General features: G+C 56.8%; 17 protein-coding genes. 12 read left to right on the top strand and 5 right to left on the bottom strand.

The annotated features are described in order from the left end of the window. Positions 1-8: 8 nt before the first annotated feature. Positions 9-2,117: a catalase gene (locus B7444_RS03580; protein WP_007284267.1), complete on the bottom strand. Its 2,109-nt coding sequence runs from the start codon at positions 2,115-2,117 to the stop codon at positions 9-11. Positions 2,118-2,344: 227 nt separating this feature from the next. Between B7444_RS03580 and B7444_RS03575 the strand changes: the two genes are divergently transcribed. Beyond that, complete coding sequence (locus tag B7444_RS03575; RefSeq protein WP_035729673.1) at positions 2,345-3,220, top strand: SDR family oxidoreductase; 876 nt, start codon at positions 2,345-2,347, stop codon at positions 3,218-3,220. 21 nt (positions 3,221-3,241) lie between these two features. Here the strand turns inward: B7444_RS03575 and B7444_RS03570 are convergent, their stop codons facing one another. Next, positions 3,242-4,567: an MFS transporter gene (locus B7444_RS03570; RefSeq protein WP_007284270.1), complete on the bottom strand. Its 1,326-nt coding sequence runs from the start codon at positions 4,565-4,567 to the stop codon at positions 3,242-3,244. Between the two features lie 209 nt (positions 4,568-4,776). On the opposite strand from B7444_RS03570, the gene B7444_RS03565 reads away from it, so the two are divergent. After that, positions 4,777-5,433: a 50S ribosomal protein L25/general stress protein Ctc gene (locus tag B7444_RS03565; RefSeq protein WP_035729674.1), complete on the top strand. Its 657-nt coding sequence runs from the start codon at positions 4,777-4,779 to the stop codon at positions 5,431-5,433. A gap of 3 nt (positions 5,434-5,436) precedes the next feature. After that, on the top strand, positions 5,437-6,006 hold the full coding sequence (pth, locus tag B7444_RS03560) for an aminoacyl-tRNA hydrolase (RefSeq protein WP_007284272.1): 570 nt from the start codon (positions 5,437-5,439) through the stop codon (positions 6,004-6,006). Here pth and B7444_RS17075 read toward each other — a convergent pair. After that, entirely contained in the window at positions 5,996-6,859 is an 864-nt protein-coding gene (locus B7444_RS17075; RefSeq protein WP_231502851.1) for a CPBP family intramembrane glutamic endopeptidase, read from the bottom strand. The two genes, pth and B7444_RS17075, sit on opposite strands and share 11 nt — an antisense overlap. Positions 6,860-7,273: 414 nt before the next feature. On the opposite strand from B7444_RS17075, the gene B7444_RS03545 reads away from it, so the two are divergent. The 6 genes from B7444_RS03545 (at position 7,274) to B7444_RS03520 (ending at position 11,655) form a co-directional block, all read left to right on the top strand. Continuing rightward, on the top strand, positions 7,274-7,570 hold the full coding sequence (locus B7444_RS03545; protein ID WP_007284276.1) for a transcriptional regulator: 297 nt from the start codon (positions 7,274-7,276) through the stop codon (positions 7,568-7,570). Between the two features lie 114 nt (positions 7,571-7,684). Further along, the gene (gene ychF, locus B7444_RS03540; RefSeq protein WP_007284278.1) at positions 7,685-8,779 is read left to right on the top strand and encodes a redox-regulated ATPase YchF; all 1,095 of its coding nucleotides are present in this window, start codon (positions 7,685-7,687) and stop codon (positions 8,777-8,779) included. Next, positions 8,772-10,028, top strand: a complete 1,257-nt coding sequence (locus tag B7444_RS03535; RefSeq protein WP_007284279.1) for a glutamate-5-semialdehyde dehydrogenase — start codon at positions 8,772-8,774, stop codon at positions 10,026-10,028. The genes ychF and B7444_RS03535 overlap by 8 nt, the downstream gene beginning before the upstream one ends. Positions 10,029-10,060: 32 nt before the next feature. After that, positions 10,061-10,648, top strand: coding sequence for a nicotinate-nucleotide adenylyltransferase (locus tag B7444_RS03530; RefSeq protein WP_231502853.1), 588 nt, complete (start codon positions 10,061-10,063; stop codon positions 10,646-10,648). A 95-nt stretch (positions 10,649-10,743) separates the two neighbouring features. Next, the gene (rsfS, locus tag B7444_RS03525; protein WP_007284281.1) at positions 10,744-11,196 is read left to right on the top strand and encodes a ribosome silencing factor; all 453 of its coding nucleotides are present in this window, start codon (positions 10,744-10,746) and stop codon (positions 11,194-11,196) included. Next, positions 11,197-11,655 (top strand): 23S rRNA (pseudouridine(1915)-N(3))-methyltransferase RlmH, encoded by a 459-nt coding sequence (locus B7444_RS03520; RefSeq protein ID WP_007284282.1) that lies wholly within the window; start codon positions 11,197-11,199, stop codon positions 11,653-11,655. 65 nt (positions 11,656-11,720) lie between these two features. Here the strand turns inward: B7444_RS03520 and B7444_RS03515 are convergent, their stop codons facing one another. Together B7444_RS03515 and B7444_RS03510 are read right to left on the bottom strand one after the other, a co-directional pair. Further along, positions 11,721-12,446: a CHAP domain-containing protein gene (locus B7444_RS03515; RefSeq protein WP_007284283.1), complete on the bottom strand. Its 726-nt coding sequence runs from the start codon at positions 12,444-12,446 to the stop codon at positions 11,721-11,723. Between the two features lie 172 nt (positions 12,447-12,618). Continuing rightward, positions 12,619-12,969 carry a RidA family protein gene (locus B7444_RS03510; protein WP_035729675.1) on the bottom strand — a complete coding sequence of 117 codons (351 nt, stop codon included), beginning with the start codon at positions 12,967-12,969 and terminating at the stop codon, positions 12,619-12,621. 147 nt (positions 12,970-13,116) lie between these two features. On the opposite strand from B7444_RS03510, the gene B7444_RS03505 reads away from it, so the two are divergent. From B7444_RS03505 to B7444_RS03495, 3 genes are read left to right on the top strand one after another with little or no spacing between them, the layout of a single operon-like run. Then, the gene (locus tag B7444_RS03505; protein ID WP_231502852.1) at positions 13,117-13,773 is read left to right on the top strand and encodes an MBL fold metallo-hydrolase; all 657 of its coding nucleotides are present in this window, start codon (positions 13,117-13,119) and stop codon (positions 13,771-13,773) included. 19 nt (positions 13,774-13,792) lie between these two features. After that, positions 13,793-14,284: a DUF192 domain-containing protein gene (locus tag B7444_RS03500; protein WP_186810585.1), complete on the top strand. Its 492-nt coding sequence runs from the start codon at positions 13,793-13,795 to the stop codon at positions 14,282-14,284. Between the two features lie 7 nt (positions 14,285-14,291). Next, positions 14,292-15,260 (top strand): SDR family NAD(P)-dependent oxidoreductase, encoded by a 969-nt coding sequence (locus B7444_RS03495; protein ID WP_007284287.1) that lies wholly within the window; start codon positions 14,292-14,294, stop codon positions 15,258-15,260. The last annotated feature ends 53 nt before the right edge of the window (positions 15,261-15,313 follow it).

Below are 15,313 nucleotides of genomic sequence, written 5' to 3'. Positions count from 1 at the left end.
TTTTTATGTCAGACATTGTGGGTTTTAGCTTCACGATCCCAGAAGCGGAGCTTCCGGCAGGTTGTGATGAAGGGTTGGAAATCGCCATCGTTTTTGATGGCAATTACACCATCGTCCATGTCGTCGGGCGTGATGCCGCCTTTTGCAAGAAGAGGCGCAGCGTCCGGGCCGTAGGCGATGAATTTGGCGTGGGCGAAGGCATCTGCCACGAAGTCACGGGCTGTTGCTTCCCGGCTAAGAAGTTTTGTTCCCTCAGCAGAAGAGAGCAGCACGACGGCGTCGTAAAGCACGGACGGCGCACCGACGATTTTCTGGCCTGCCGGGACGGTTTTGCCATCTGTCAGTGTTACGCCGCCGACAACAGGGGCGACCAGTTCAATCAATGTGCCTTCCGCCTTTGCAGCTTTCTGAAGAGCGTCCAGCAGGGCTGCATCCGTACCGTCTGTAATCACGACACCCAGTTTACGGCCTGCGAAGGAGGCGGGCCCGTTCTTGAGGATGCTGAGCGCTGTTGAGGCGGCCAGGTCGGTGATGGGTGTACGGGCAGCCGGAGCCGGGGCAGGCAGGTCTTTCAGGCCCAGACCTTCAGCTACACCCTTGGCCAGCGTTTCATCCACATTCAGCAGATGAGCGACGACGCGGGACCGGATGTTTGGCGTCTCAACCTTGCTGAGTTCGAACACGAACGCGTTTTTGATGTGCGTTTGTTCGGGCTTTGTCTGGCTGATGTAGAACTGACGTGCCTGGCTGTAGTGATCGGCGAAGAGTTCACCGCGTTCGCGGGTCGTGCGACCGTTGTCATCGGGGAAGTGTCTGTAGCCGGTCTTGGGGTTTTCACGCGGGCCTGCACCCCAGGAATTGGGCTCGTAATTCACGCGGCCCTTCGGGTTGTGCATGGCGGCGTGGCCGTCCTGCTGGAAGTTATGGAACGGGCACTTGGGCGCGTTAATGGGAATGTGTGTGAAGTTCGGGCCGCCGAGCCGCTTTGTCTGCGTATCCAGATACGAGAAGTTCCGGCCTTGCAGGAGCGGATCGTTGGTGAAGCCGATACCGGGGACGACGTTCTGGGTGCAGAAGGCGACCTGTTCGGTTTCGGCGAAGAAGTTGTCGACCATGCGGTCCAGCACGAGGCGACCGATCCGGCGGACAGGGACAAGTTCTTCCGGGATGAGTTTGGTCGCATCCAGAATGTCGAAGTCGAATTTGTCAGCGAAGGCGTCGTCAAAGAGCTGTACGCCCAGTTCCCATTCCGGATAATCGCCGGATTCGATGGCTTGCCAAAGGTCACGGCGGTGGAAGTCAGGGTCCGCGCCGTTGATCTTGACGGCTTCGTTCCAGACGACGGACTGAAGGCCCTGCTTCGGCTTCCAATGGAACTTCACATAGGTGGATTTTCCCTCGGCGTTTATGAGCCGGAAGGTGTGGACGCCGAAACCTTCCATGAAGCGGAAGGAGCGGGGGAGGGCCCGGTCTGACATGATCCAGAGGAGCATGTGGACGGTTTCGGGCGAGAGGGATGCGAAATCCCAGAAGTTGTCATGGGCGGACTGCGCCTGCGGGAAACCGCGATCAGGCTCTTCCTTTACGGCGTGTACCATGTCCGGGAACTTGATGGCGTCCTGGATGAAGAATACGGGCATGTTGTTGCCCACGAGATCCCAGTTGCCCTCCTCGGTGTAGAGCTTCACGGCGAAACCGCGGACGTCGCGGGCGAGATCGAATGAGCCCTTGCCACCTGCGACGGTTGAGAAGCGCACGAATGCCGGGACACGTGTGCCGGTTTTGCCGAGGACGCTTGCGGTTGTGTAGTCGGAGAGGGAGTCTGTGAGTTCGAAGAAGCCATGAGCGCCGTAGCCGCGGGCATGAACAACGCGTTCGGGAATGCGTTCGTGATCGAAGTGGAAGATCTTTTCCCGGAAATGGAAGTCTTCCAGAAGCGTTCCGCCGCGCGGGCCTGCTTTCAGGGAGTTCTGGTCATCCGCGACGGGTACGCCCTGCTGGGTGGTCAGGGTTGGTGTGTTGCCGTCTGCCGTCTGATGGGTTGCGCCCTGGGGGCCGCGCTCGAAGGTCTGGTCACCGATGGTCACGGTGGTGCGTTTGTCTGCCGTGTCGCTCATGGTTCGGTCCGATCTATTGTCGACGCGAATGTCCGGGGTGAATAACGCCGGGCACTTCGTTTTAAATTCGGTAAGTCGATTTCCACTTCGGGAAATCCTTCACTTTAGAAGTCTGAGTCCCCGGTAAATGTTCCGGAAAATAATTTGATGAAATGTTCTGAACTGAATGAAAGATTGGGTCGTTAGGGCTTCTTACTTGCATTTTTTATGCAGCACAGGAGGCTTGAATGCCTGTCGATCCACGTAATCGTTATCCTCAGCCTCCTTTTGAGGGGCAAAGTCAGCCTTTTCCGGGACTGTCATCAAAAATGACTCCGCAGCCTGATTACGGTGAAAAGACCTATCAGGGCTCCGGGAAGCTGACAGGGCAGGTGGCTCTGATTACGGGGGGTGATTCAGGGATTGGGCGCGCTGTGGCGCTGGCTTTTGCTCGTGAGGGGGCGGAGGTTGCGATTTCCTATCTTGAGACTGAAAGTCAGGATGCAAATGATATTGCCGGGCAGGTTGAAGCGGAGGGGCGTCGTTGCCTTCTGCTGCCAGGGGATATCCGTGAGGCGTCGCATTGCAAACTGCTTGTTGGCAGGGTTCTGGAAGAGTTCGGTCGTCTCGATATTCTCGTGAACAATGCTGCGTTTCAGAACTGGGCGGAGCATCTGGAGGATATCAGTGACGATGAGTGGCGGCGTCATTTTGATACGAACACGCATGCCCTGTTTTATCTGACGAAGGCTGCTCTGCCGCATCTGAAGCCGGGGTCGTCCATCATTAATACGTCTTCCGTTAATCTGAAGACGCCACCACAGATTCTTGTGCCGTATTCGATGACGAAAGCGGCTATTGCGAACTTTACGGTGAGTATGGCGCAGCAGCTTGCGTCCCGCGGCATTCGGGTGAATGGCGTTATGCCTGGCCCGATCTGGACGCCGTTCATTGCTACCGGAATGCCGGAAGAAGCGCAGAAGAGCATTGGTTCCGATGTTCCGCTTGGCCGTCCGGGCCAGCCAGCGGAACTGGCTGGAGCTTATGTATATTTTGCTGACCCGCTGAACAGTTACACGACGGGCGCTCTGTTGCCTGTTAATGGCGGGATGCCGATGCTCTAACCGGGGCTAAAATTCTGGATTTCAGTAGAACGCCTGCTCCTGATCGAGCGGGCGTTTTTCTGTTTTGGGGCCGAAGAGCAGGGTGATACTTGCCCCAATGAGCAGGACGCAGGTTGTGAGGCCGAAGACACCGGGGAAACCGGCTTTCGGGTAAATCCAGCCAATCAGGATGGGCGATGAGATGGCGCCCAGACGGGCAATTGCAGAGGCCAGTCCTATGCCTCTTCCGCGCAGGGATGTCGGGAAGAGTTCGGGGGTGTAGGCGTAGATGCCGCCGTAGGTTCCGTTCATGAACATGGACAGCAGGATTCCGAAGAGCAGGACCTGGGTGGGTGTCTGGCTTGCGGCCATGCCGATGGCACTGATCCCGCCACCGACCATGAAGGTAGCGACCGTGGCGCGTCGGCCGAGACGTTCCGTGCAGAAGGCCGAGGCCAGGTATCCGGGAAGTTGTGCTGTGTAGATCGAGATGGCGTAGGCAAAGCTGCGGGTCACGGTCATGCCGCGCTCGATCATGAGCGTCGGGATCCAGGTGAAGAACGCGTAGAAGCAGAAGGTGATGCTTAGCCACATGACCCAGCTCATGAATGTGGAGCGTCTGAGGCCGGGGGCGAAAAGGTCGCTCAGAGGGCGGTTTGTTGTTCTGGTTGTATCGGGGGTTGTCGAAAGACCGGCGGCTAGTCCGGCGCTTTGTTCTATGGTTCCGACAATTCGGCAGGCTTCGTGCGTTCGCCCCTGCTGATCGAGCCATCTTGGAGACTCGGGAAGGGTACGTCGCCACCAGAGGAGCATCAGGACGGGTAGTGCTGTGGCAACGAGGGCCCATCGCCAGCCATCCGGTGACGAAGGGACGATCATGAAGCCTAGAATGGCGGCGGCAACGTAACCGAAAGAATAGAAGCCGGTCAGGCTGGCCGTGAAGGCGCCGCGATAACGGGATGAGACGAATTCGCTCAGATAGGGGGCGATGATCGTGGCTTCTGCGCCGGCGCCCAGTCCAGCGAGAAGACGGGCACTGAAGAAGCTGCTGAATGTGCCGGAGACTGCCGAAAGAAGGGACCCGATGGCGTAGAGCGCGAGGGCGCTCATCATAACGGAGCGGCGGCCCGATCTGTCAGCCCACCATCCGGCCAGCAGGGAGCCGAGGCCATATCCCAGATAGGTGGCGCTCCCCAGAACGCCCAGGGCCGGGCCGGACAGGTGCCATTCCGTTTTCAGAACCGGGAGGGTGAAAGCAACGATGGCGGAGTCCAGACCGTCGAACATGTATCCGCAGCCACCAAGGATCAGGAGCCGACGGTGGAAAGGGGTGAAGGGCAGGTGTTCGAGGCGTTGGGCGATGCTCATGGATTCTCTGTGACGGGGGCAGCTATGGGACGTGCGACAGACTATCCGGCGGTTTGGGGGAGGGTCCAGCCATGGCGGCGCTGGTTATGAGGATGATGGAATCCGGGAAAAAGGTTGTGTTGAGCGCAGTTTTCCGCTACTCCGCCGCTCGCGCAGGCACCCCTGGAGGTCTGCGTGGTTAACGAAATTCAATACGCAGGAGCGTAACAGTGGCTAAATTGACGACACTTGCTGTCTCGACGCGCGCGAAGGCTGGTAAGGGGGCAGCGCGCGCAACGAGACGTGCCGGGCTGGTTCCGGCAGTAATCTATGGTGGCAAGCAGGAGCCTTCCATCATTGCTCTTGATCCGCGCGTGATCATGAAGGAACTGCACCGTGGTGGCTGGTCCTCCCGCGTGTACAATCTGGCAGCGGAAGGCGCAGAGCCGGTTGCAGCCCTGATCCGCGACGTGCAGCTGCACCCGGTTTCCGATGCTCCGATCCATGTGGACTTCCAGCGCGTTTCCGCTGGCACGAAGGTTCACGTTGAAGTCTCCATCGTCTTCACAGGCGAAGAAAAGGCTCCGGGCATCAAGCGCGGTGGCGTTCTGAACGTTGTCCGTCATTATGTTGACGTTGCTGCTGATCCGGCCAACATTCCTGAGCACTTCACGGCTGACCTGAGCGCTCTGGATATTCATGACAGCGTTCGCTGGGCTGACCTGAAGGGCACCGAAGGCGTTGCTCTGACGGGTGGTCAGGCTACGGATATCGTGATCGCTTCCGTTGCTCCGCCGACCATCGATGCAGAGATGGAAGCTGAAGCTGCTGCGAAGGCTGCTGCCGCTGCTGAAGCCGCTGCAAAGCCGGGCGCAAAGAAGAAGTAAGTCATGAGGCTCTGGACCGGTCTCGGCAACCCCGAGCCGGGGATGAGCCGTCATCGACATAACATCGGCTTTATGGCGGTTGATGAAATCGCCAGGCGTCACGGGTTTTCCCCGTGGCGCAAGCGCTTTCGGGGGGAGACTTCCGAGGGTGTTCTTGGGGGGCAGAAAATCCTGCTCCTCAAGCCGATGACTTACATGAACCTGTCGGGTGACAGCGTTCAGCAGGCCGCGCAGTTCTTCAAGATCGCGCAGGCCGACATCACCGTTTTCCATGATGAACTCGATCTTGCATTTGGCAAGCTGCGTATCAAACGCGGCGGCGGTGCGGCAGGGCATAATGGCCTGCGCTCAATGGATCGCTGTCTTCCCGGGCCTGATTACTGGCGTGTGCGGATGGGCATTGGCCATCCGGGGCACAAGGACCGGGTGCATGGGCATGTTCTGGGAAATTTCGCCAAGGCGGAAGAACCGGAGCTGGAACGGTGGCTCGAGGCGATTGCAGATGCCGCGCCTATTCTGGCCAAGGGCGAGAATGAAGCGTTCATGACGAAAGTCGCGCTGCTCACGGCCTGACTGTGGTTTTACTGAAATGGCCGGTCAGAGCTGGTCTGACAAACAGGGCGAAGACGTCCATCAGGGCGTGAAGCCCCATCAGCAAGATCAGGGGTGTTCCGTTGAGGGCCCGTAGCGTGAAGAATGCGCCGATTATGGTCGTTGCCAGGACGCCCTTTCTGCCCTGATACCAGTGCATTCCGCCGAAAAGAAGCGTTGAAAGAACGGTTCCGGCGATGAGGTTCCCGCCAATGTCTTTGACGAGCAAGGGTAGGGTCAGCCGGAAAAACAGTTCTTCGCCAAATCCCGCATTCACACAGAGCAGCAAGACGAGGCCCGCTTCAGGGATGGTGCGTGGGATGAGGGCTGTGAAGTCTCCCAATGTAAGGGTTTGAGAGGTTCGTCCCAGTTTTCTTCGCAAAAGGAAGAAACTGATTACGAAGAAGATTCCGCAGGCTAGTCCGACTAGAAAGGCGGGGGACGTCTCAGTCGGGGGTGATGAATGGTGAAGGCTTCCGGGCGAGAGGCGAAGCTGAGTCAGCGGAAACCATTGTGGGTGGTTTGAGAGAAAATGGAGGCTGAAAAGCCCTCCTGCGTCGAACAAAAGAATGCTCTGGAAAAGCCATTTTCGATAAAACGATTGGCGTTTGTCAGTGTCTGATGTGTTTCGGAAAATCTTCCAGTCTTTTGATCCTTGGACGCTATGGTGAATGCAGGCGATCAAGAGGACCAAAAGCAAAAAGGGTGCCATAAAGATCTGTCTTTCCAATATGGAAAGATTAGTCATCATTTTCCATATTGGAAAATCAATAGAATGCCGCAGGATGGTTATGGAATTGAAGATGTGATGGGCCGTGAGGATGCGCGGGTTCATCTGGCAGCCTTGGAAACCTTTCAAGGGAAAATGACCGAAGAACTGACCTGTCCGTTGTGGTATGCGCCTGTCATTGGGGGGGCTTTTCGCAATGCTGACATACGCGATGAGCCTTGAGCGGCCGTTTATGTTTGCTCTTGAAGGGGAATGCTTTGCGATTACGGCTGCCCTCTAGGCCGTTGCGCGTCGGCGATTGGGATATTTTGTTAACGGCTACCGACGCGGACGAACGCGGAAGATCGCATTTGGGTTGCTGATGTTTCTGTATTGCATGATGGGGCTGTCGGGGGCGGGTGCGTGGATCTGGCATCTGGGCTGGCTGCCGACAGTCGCTGCTGCTGCGAGTTTCTTGGCTGGATGTTGGGGGAGTGTTCTCTGGCAGAGAGTCTGGCGGGCTGATATGACGGCGGAGTTGTGAGTGCTGTTCCCCAGTTTGATCCGGTCATCCATCCTCCTGTGCGGTTGCAGCTTGCAGCGGCATTGTCGAAAGTGAGTGACATGGAGTTCGGACGAGCCAGGGATCTTCTGGGTGTGAGTGACTCCGTGCTGTCCAAGCATCTCGCTCAGATGCAGGAGGCGGGTTATGTGCGCCTGCGTAAGGCTCCTTTAGGTGGTCGTCAGCGAACGTGGCTTGTTCTGACCTCACAGGGGCGGAGTGCGTTGCAGAACCATGTTCGGGCATTACAGGATTTGGCTGGAATTATAGGCTAGAGAATGTTTCCTGCGCCAAAGAGGTTGTGGGTTTCTGCGGTTTCTGCGAACACAGGGCGACTGAATTTTGAGACTGGGCTGGCCAAGCTGGCGGCCTGAAAGATGGAGAGCACAATGGGTTTCAATTGCGGCATCGTTGGTCTGCCCAATGTTGGCAAGTCCACGTTGTTCAATGCCCTGACGGAAACAGCCGCAGCGCAGGCAGCGAACTACCCATTCTGCACCATTGAACCAAATACGGGCCGTGTTGCTGTGCCGGACCCGCGGCTGGATATTCTGGTGAAGATCGGCAAGTCCCAGAAAGAAATTCCGACCAGCCTTGAGTTTGTTGATATTGCGGGTCTGGTCCGTGGTGCGTCCAAGGGTGAGGGGCTGGGAAACCAGTTTCTGGCGAATATCCGTGAGACGGATGCGATCATCCATGTTCTGCGTTGCTTCGAAGACGATGACATCACGCATGTTGAAGGTGGGGTGGATCCGGTTCGGGATGCGGACATCATCGAGACTGAACTGATGCTTGCGGATCTGGAAAGCCTTGAAAAGCGCCAGATCAACCTTCAGAAGCGCGCCCGTGGAAATGACCGCGAAGCACAGGCTCAGCTTGAGCTGATGGAGCCGCTGATTGCGGCACTGCGTGATGGTAAACCTGCCCGTACGGCGGTGCCGAAGGGCCAGGAAGAGGAGGCTGCGCGCCTTCAGCTTCTGACGACGAAGCCGGTTCTGTATGTTTGCAACGTTGAGGAGGCTTCTGCGGCCACTGGAAACGCTCACTCGGAGGCGGTTCGCAAGCGCGCTGAGGAAGAAGGCGCTGGGGTTGTGATCGTGTCTGCGGCGATCGAGGCTGAGGTCAGTCAGTTGCCGCAGGAAGATCGTACGGAGTTCCTGGAAGGGCTTGGTCTGAGCGACAGTGGCCTGGATCGTGTGATTGCGGCCGGTTATCGCCTGCTGGGTCTGAGGACGTACTTCACGGTCGGGCCTAAGGAAGCGCGTGCCTGGACCATTACGGCTGGAACGAAAGCGCCTCAGGCTGCTGCCGTTATTCACAATGACTTCGAACGTGGCTTCATTGCCTGCGAAACGGTTGCTTTTGACGACTATGTGGCCTGCAATGGTGAAGCAGGAGCCAAGGAGGCCGGGAAATTGCGTATCGAAGGCAAGGAATATGTTGTGCAGGACGGAGATATTCTCCTGTTCCGGTTCAATGTCTGACGCGGCTTCTATCCTGAAAAGCCTGACGGACAAGGCCCGTCAGGCTAGCCGGAGTCTGGCTCGGGCTGATGAGGTCACGCGGAACCTGGCGCTTACGGCCGCGGCTGCGGCACTGCGTGAAAATTCCGAAGCGATTGTTGCGGCCAACCAGCAGGATCTGGCCACACTGTCTGCTGACCGGACGGCAGCGTTCCAGGATCGTCTGACGCTGACGGCTGAGCGGGTCGAGGCTATGGCGAAGGGTCTGGAAGACGTTGCCAGGCTGCCAGACCCGCTTGGACGTATTCTGGCGGAGTGGGAGCGACCAAACGGGTTGCTGTTCCGCCGGGTTGCGGTGCCTCTTGGCGTCATTGGCATGATTTACGAAAGCCGACCGAATGTTGGCGCTGATGCTGCGGCGCTTTGCATCAAGTCGGGCAATGCCGTCATTCTGCGCGGGGGGGGCGAAAGCCTGAATTCGGCGCGTGCCATTCATGCTGCGATGGTTTCTGGGTTGGAGCAGGCGGGTCTTGATCCGGCTTGTGTTCAGATTCTGCCGTCTGCTGATCGTGCGCTGGTTGGGGCTCTTCTTCAGGCGGCTGATGGGGTTGATCTCATTATTCCGCGTGGTGGGAAGTCCCTGGTTGAGCGCGTTCAGCGTGAGGCGCGTGTGCCTGTTCTGGCGCATGCGGATGGGCTGAATCATACATATGTTCATGCCAGTGCTGATTCGGAGATGGCGCGTCGGGTTCTGCTGGATGCCAAGATGCGTCGGACGGGGATCTGTGGGGCAACGGAGACGCTGCTGATTGATCGGGCGATTGCTCCGTCACTGCTGCCGTTGATTGTGGACGACCTGGCTGCAAAAGGGTGTACGTTCCGGGCTGATGAAGCGGCTAGGGCGATTGTTCCGTCTTTACCGGCGGCCAGTGAGGCGGATTTTGATACCGAGTGGCTGGATTCAATTCTGTCCATTGCCGTTGTGGATGGCGTTGAAGAGGCATTGGAGCACATTGCACATCATGGCAGTGCGCATACGGAAGCGATCATTGCCGAAGATCCCGAAACTGCTGCCGTGTTCCTGAACGGCACAGACAGTGCGGTGGTGTTGTGGAATGCGTCCACGCAGTTCTGTGACGGTGGTGAGTTTGGATTCGGGGCGGAGATTGGTATCGCCACAGGGCGGATGCATGCCCGTGGGCCGGTCGGTCTCGAGCAGTTGACCTGCTATCGCTACGAAGTTCGTGGCAATGGACAGGTGCGCGGCTGACCGTGATCCCGACATTTGGGGACGGGCGCCGGATGCGAATTGGCCTTCTGGGAGGGTCTTTCAATCCGGCGCATATCGGGCATCTTCAGGTGGCGCAACGTGCCTTGCGTGCTCTTCGGCTGGATCAGGTCTGGCTTATGGTATCACCGGGAAATCCGCTGAAGCCTCGGAAGGGTATGGGGACGTTCAGGGCGCGGCTTGCATCGGCGCAGAGGTTTGCGGACGGGCGCCGGGTCTGTGCGACGGATATCGAATTTCGTCTGAAACAGCGTTATACGGTAAAGACTGTGGCGTTGTTGAAGCAGCGTTTTCCGAATGTGCAGTTTGTCTGGCTCATGGGTGCGGATGGGCTGGCCCAGTTTTCCCGGTGGAAAAACTGGCGTGCTCTGGCGCGGATGATTCCGATCGCGATTCTGCCTCGGCCAGGGAGTGTGACGCCAGCTTTGCATGGAGCAGCAGCCTCGGTTTTGCGTCGAAATCGGCGGCCATCGAGAGAGGCTCCTCTCCTGGGGCGTAGAAAAGGAAGCGCTTGGACGTTCCTTTCTGCGCCGCAGAACGATATATCGGCTACAGCGTTGCGCGAGTCTGGGCAAACCTGTCTGGACGCGGATCAGGAGTAAAAACCATCACCAAGACGACCTCAACCGACCCGAAGGCCAAGACCACGCGTCGGAAAACCAGCACCCCTGATGCGGCACTGGCCGAGGCTGCCAAGGTGCCGGGAACGCCTCGCAAGAAGGCTGCTGCTGCTGGTCCGAAGAAGACAGCAGTCAAGCGCGAGCCTGTGCAGCCGGATGTTCTGACGAAAATGCTCTCCATCATCACGGCGAGCCTTGAGGAAGACAAGGCAGAAGACATTGTGGTGGTGGATCTGGTGGGACGCGCCAATTTTGCTGACCGCATGGTTGTCGCTACAGGTCTGGCGGACCGTCAGATTGCGGCCATGGCTCATCACATCGAGAAGAAACTGGGTGAAGAGGGCTTCAACCGTGTTCTCGTCGAAGGGGCCAATGGCAGTGACTGGGTGCTGCTTGATGCTGGCGACATCGTTGTTCACCTCTTCAAGCCGGAAAGCCGCGAACTCTACGGTCTCGAAAAGATGTGGAGCGCTGATCTGGATTCGAGCGAATCCGAAGTGGCTGTGGGCAAGGACGAAGAGCAGGGCTGAATGAAGCTTGTTGCGATCGGACGTCTGAAGTCCGGGCCGGAACGGGAACTGTTTGACCGTTATGCGGCTCGGATTCGTCCTGCTCTGACTGTTACAGAGCTACAGGCTTCCAAAGGCTCGATTCAGGAGCAGAAGCGGAAAGATGCCGGTGCGCTTCTGGGCGCTTGCCCTGACAACGCATTTGTCGTTGCGCTGGATGAGGGAGGCAAAACGCATGGTAGCTTGCAGTTTGCGACCCTTCTTTCCCGGTGGCAGGAAACGGGCCGTCCTCTTCATTTCCTCATAGGGGGCGCTGAAGGGCTAGATGGTTCTGTTATCCAGAGAGCGGATGCCGTTATTTCTCTGGGGGCCATGACGTGGCCTCACATGCTTGTACGGGTCATGATTGCAGAGCAGATTTTCAGGGCCCAGGCGATCAACTCCAATCATCCGTATCATAAGGATACGCGGCCTGACTGAGTTTCTCTCACTGGATTGGATACAAAAAAGCGGGGTAGATCCCCGCTTTTTTTATGAGCTCAATCTTAGCGGATTGACCGGTTGGGAGCGTCTGACGTGAAGGCGTCGTCAGGGGCTTCAGCCACTTCCGTGTTGCTCATCGGATGGCCCAGAGCGTTTGAACCGTGGAAAACGGCGCGATGACGGAAGGTCGTGGACCGGTTTTCGCGTGCCACCATAACCTGTGGAGCGGGACGGCCATCATCCGGGCGTCCATAGATAAAGCCGTAGGTGGGGTAGATGCTGCCGTATCGCCCGCTGCGGTCATTTAGGGCGACGCGGACTGCGCTCCAGTCATTATTGGGCGAGACGTCTACAACGCGCACATTGTGTGCGATGCCGTTGGAGGCCCAGTGAGACTGGTCAATGTAGATGGTACGGCTGTTTTCTACGGCACGAACGACGGCCACATGACCCAGTGGCATGCGGCGGATAGCGCGGAAGTTCAGGACTGACCCTGCTTCAGGGGCGTTGCCACGGGCGTAGCGGCCAGCAGCATTGTACCACCAGTCACGGGCATTACCGTGCAGGACAACGTCAGAAGCTTCTTTTGCGTAGGCTACGCACTGAATGACGTGGGCTGTAGAAAATGTGTGGTGGTGGTAGGAATGGGAAGCCCGGTGAGAGCGGAAGACACTGTGACCACCGTGTGATCCACGGAGGTGTTTGGCCTGTGCATGACTCGAAAAGAACATGACAGCTGAGAGCGCCAGGGCAGAGAAAAAAGTTTTCCGGCAACTTTTATGCGTCACGATCTTTTTGATCCTGAATTGGCTTGTGTCGTTCGGGTGACAGGGAGCTAACAATCTTCATGCAACCCTGACAAGGGCAGAATGCATTCCTGAGGGTTAAATTTTCATTTCCATTGAAAATCTTTCTCGCGTCGCACTCTGCCTTAATTATGCCTTATTGACCGAAAGCGGTTTATTTGGTCGTTGTCAGCATGATTTCTACGAGGATGCGCGGGTCAGCCATGACTGCCTGAACGCAGGCACGTGCAGGAGCCAGACCTTCCTGAAGCCATGCGGACCAGTGCGTGTTGAGAGCATCGCGATCAGCAATGTCCTTCAGCCAGATCTGTGCCTGAAGAATGCGGGTGTTGTCCGTGCCGTGCTCTTCGAGGATGGCATCCAACTGGGCCAGAACGTCCTTTGTCTGTCCGTTGATGTCCTGGGACAGATCTCTGGCGACGACACCCTGCGTAAAGATGAAGCCGTGATATTCCACCGCCTTGGACAGGATGGCGTTGGGTTCTGTGCGGATGATGCGGCTCATGGTGTATTCCTGATCCTGAGGGAAGAAAGGTGCAGAGTGATGTGCCTTTGAGGGCGGGTCAATCACCCCTTCGGTCCCTTGTGGTGGGGGGAAGGACGCGGTATCGCCGGGAACGATGGATGAACCGGCCGGTCGGGAGACAGAACCGTGGTCCCTTTGAATGTCAAAAGAGTAGCTGTGACGCCGATCCGGCAGAACTGCACGATCCTCTGGGATGAACGGAATCACGCCATCGTTGTGGATCCGGGCGGGGATGTGGATGACCTGCTTCAGGAACTTAATGGTCTGATAGTTGATGCGGTCCTGCTGACCCATGGACATCTTGATCATGCTGGCGGTGCTGATGAGCTTCGGGCACGTCTGACTGAAGCGCAGGGGAAGTCTGTTCCGGTTCTGGGGCCTGATCGTCGGGATGCGTTTCTTCTGAGCACTATTGAGAAGCAGGCGGCCCACTTTGGTTTAAGCGGCATGGTCAGTGTCGTTCCGGACCGGTTTCTTGAAGATGGAGAGATGCTGCGGCTGCTAGGGCACGATATTGAGGTGCGGCATCTTCCGGGTCATACGCCTGGACATGTGGTTTTTATTGACCATGCCAGTGGTCGAGCCATCGTCGGGGATACACTGTTTCGTCGGACGGTAGGGCGCACTGATTTTGCATATGGTGATTCCGAGGCCCTGATTGCTGGTATTCGCCAGCAACTGCTGAGTTTGCCGGATGATACCGTGGTGTTGTGTGGGCACGGGATGCCGACCACAATTGGTGAAGAGCGTCGCTCCAATCCGTTTCTTGTTGCTGGTCTATAAATTTTCAAAAGGATTTTTCATGCGACTTTCTGTGTGTTCCGTGTTGGTGGCTGCATGTTTGGTTGTTGGCGGTTTATCGGGTTCAGCTTATGCGGCGGAGGAACCGATCCGTCAGGCACAGCCGGTTCTGCTGACAGCCCCTCTGACGATCACCACGCATGATGGGATTAAGCATCAGTTTACGGTGGAGCTGGCTAAAACATACCGGCAGCAGGAAATCGGCGAGATGTTTCGCAAGGAGTTGCCGAAAGACAAAGGCATGCTCTTTCTTTGGCCGAGCCCGCAGGTGTCGGATATGTGGATGAGGAATACTCTGGTGTCTTTGGACATCGTGTTTATTGATTCTACCAACCATATTCATGCGATTGCTGAAAAGGCTGTGCCCTTGAGTGAGGCCATTCTCAGCAGCGACGGTCCTGTAGCCAACACGCTTGAGCTTGCTGGTGGTGTTACGGAAGAACTTGGTATCCGGGTGGGTGATACGGTCAGCAGTCCGGCTCTGAAGCACTGAGACGGCTGTGAAGGTTCTTGTTACTGGAGCTGCGGGCTTTATCGGGTTTCATGTTGCGGACGCATTGCTCGCTCGCGGGATGGATGTTGTTGGTGTTGATACGCTGAACAGCTATTACGACCGTTCTCTGAAAGAGGCGCGTCTGCAGCAGTTGCAGGGGCAGACCAATTTTTCGTTTCTGCAGATGGATGTGTCTGACAGGGATGGAATGAAGTCTCTTGTGGCGACTCATCCGGATATTGAGGTTATTATCCATCTGGCCGCGCAGGCAGGTGTTCGGTATTCGCTGGTGGATCCTTACTCCTACGTGCAGACCAACGTCATGGGGCAGGTCGTCCTGTTGGAAGCCTGTAGAGACCTGAAAGATCTGAAGCACTTCGTTTATGCGTCTTCGTCGTCTGTCTATGGCAGAAACCGGTCATTGCCTTTCAGGGAAGGTGATCGGGTAGACGAGCCTGGCTCTTTGTATGCCGTTACCAAGAGGGCGGGTGAGCTTACGGCGTCCACTTATGCGTATCTTTATGGAATTCCTCAGACAGGGTTGAGGTTCTTCACTGTTTATGGGGCATGGGGGCGCCCCGATATGGCGTATTATGGTTTTGCCGATGCGATCTGCACGGGAAAGCCTGTAACCCTTTACGAGGGTGCCGACCTGTCGCGGGATTTCACATATATAGATGATATCACCGCAGGCATTCTGGATGTCATGGATCTGCCGCCCGCGAGAGGCGAGGCGAGGCTTCTCAATCTGGGGGGAGATCGACCTGAGCGTGTGACCACTCTGATTGGTCTTCTGGAAAAATATCTCGGCAAGGCTGCGCGGATTGAACTTCAGAAACGGCCTGTCGCTGATATGGAGAAGACGTGGGCCAGTCTTGATGATGTGAAGGGGCTTTGCGGATGGGCGCCGCGAGTTTCCCTTGAAGAGGGCGTTATGAAATTTGCCGCTTGGTACCGGGAATTTCATAAAAATTGAGTTTTTTCGTTTTTTTATGATTTTGTGATTGACGGGTTCGGTGGGTAGTCTTA

It is taken from the genome of Gluconobacter thailandicus F149-1 = NBRC 100600 (assembly GCF_000964465.1).
Classification (GTDB): Bacteria; Pseudomonadota; Alphaproteobacteria; order Acetobacterales; family Acetobacteraceae; genus Gluconobacter; species Gluconobacter thailandicus.
Note: the sequence above shows the minus strand (reverse complement) of the source record. Positions and strands in the feature narration are given on the sequence as shown.